The organism is Mesorhizobium sp. M1E.F.Ca.ET.041.01.1.1, from assembly GCF_003997355.1.
Classification (GTDB): Bacteria; Pseudomonadota; Alphaproteobacteria; order Rhizobiales; family Rhizobiaceae; genus Mesorhizobium.
This window is the reverse complement of record NZ_RZSL01000964.1, coordinates 1-1,487: the sequence shown is the minus strand read 5'-3', so window position 1 is coordinate 1,487 and position 1,487 is coordinate 1. Positions and strand designations below refer to the sequence as shown.

At 66.0% G+C, this 1,487-nt stretch carries 2 protein-coding genes; one reads left to right on the top strand and one right to left on the bottom strand.

Annotated features, from left to right (window positions below):
• The coding region (locus EOA38_RS36415) for a TetR/AcrR family transcriptional regulator (RefSeq protein ID WP_145966287.1) at window positions 1-363 on the bottom strand (363 nt) is incomplete at its 3' end.
• Window positions 364-484: 121 nt separating this feature from the next.
• Here EOA38_RS36415 and EOA38_RS36410 point away from each other — a divergent pair.
• Window positions 485-1,487 (top strand): MFS transporter (locus tag EOA38_RS36410; RefSeq protein ID WP_145966286.1); only part of this gene is annotated, 1,003 nt, incomplete at its 3' end.

The window sequence follows — 1,487 nt, the reverse complement described above, 5'->3', positions numbered from 1 at the left end:
CTGCGCCGGATCGCCCAGCACCGCCGGGCCGTCGCGGAACATGATGCGCTGGATTTCCGGCTCCAACGCCATCTCGATATAGGTGGTGCATTCGTCGACGAAGCGCTGCCAGCGGGTCGGCGCTCTCGCCGCCACCTCGTTCACCCGCGCAGCCATCTCGCCGTCGATCTCGGCGATCACCGCCTGCAGCAGTCCCCTCTTGTCGCCGAAATGGTGGTAGAGCGCGCCGCGCGTCAGGCCCGCTGAAGCGGTGAAATCGTCCATCGAGGCCTCGGTATAGCCGATCGTGCCGAAGGCATGGCGCGCGGCCGCGATCAGCTTGGCGCGCGTCTCGGCGATCATCTCCTTGCGGGGTCTGTGCACGGTTTCTGGCTCTATTCACATACGTCTCGTATGCCAATTGACATACGCGACGTATGAACTATCTGACATTCATACGCTGCGTATGTAATTGCGGCGCCCTTCCTTGTCGAGGAGCAGGACCATGCGAAACCCCTATTCGGAAATCTTTCGGGCTCCCGGAACGAAAGGCTTTGCCGCGGCCGCCTTCATGGCGCGGCTGCCGATCGCCATGGCGCCGATCGGCATCGTGGCGATGCTGTCGCAGACGCATGGCGAATACTGGCTGGCCGGCGCCGTCTCGGCCACTTACGCGCTGGTCAACGCCTTCCTGTCGCCGCAGATCTCGCGGCTGGTGGACCGGCTCGGCCAGACCAGCATAGCCGTCCCGACGACGCTCGTTTCGGCGCTTTCCTTCGCGGCCTTGATCGCGGCGGCCAATCAGCACTGGCCGGTATGGACCCTGTTCCTGTCCGCGCTGCTTGCCGCCTTGATGCCCAGCATTCCGGCGCTGGTCAGGGCGCGCTGGACCGAGATTTTCCGCAACCGGCCCGAGCTAAACACCGCTTTCGCCTTCGAATCCGCGGCGGACGAGCTGGTCTACGTCGCCGGCGCCTCGCTGTCGGTGGGCTTAAGCGCCGCGCTGTTCCCGGAAGCGGGCATGATCGCCAGCACGTTGCTGCTCGCTCTCGGCTCGGCGGCATTCCTGCTGCAGCGCTCGACGGAGCCGCCGGTAAATACGGCGGAATATGGCGCGGCCGGTTCGGCGATCCGGCTGCGGCCGGTCCAGATCATCACCTTCGCGCTGATCTTCGTCGGCGCGACCTTCGCCACCACGGAAGTCACCACCGTCGCCATCACCAAGGCGCTCGGCCAGCCCGAGGCGGCGAGCCTGGTCATCGGCGTCTATGCGCTGGGATCCTTCGTGCTCGGCATCATTGTCGGAGCGCTCAGCCTGAAGACGCCGCTGCAGCGGCAACTGGCGGTCGCGGTCACCGTGATCGCGCTCACCACGCTGCCGCTGCTTTTCGTCGACACCGTGCCGACGCTGGCGCTCGCCGTCTTCGTCAGCGGCGTGGCGATCTCGCCGACCTTCATCACCGCCTTCGGGCTGATCGAGCGCCACGTGCCGGCAGCGATGCTGACGG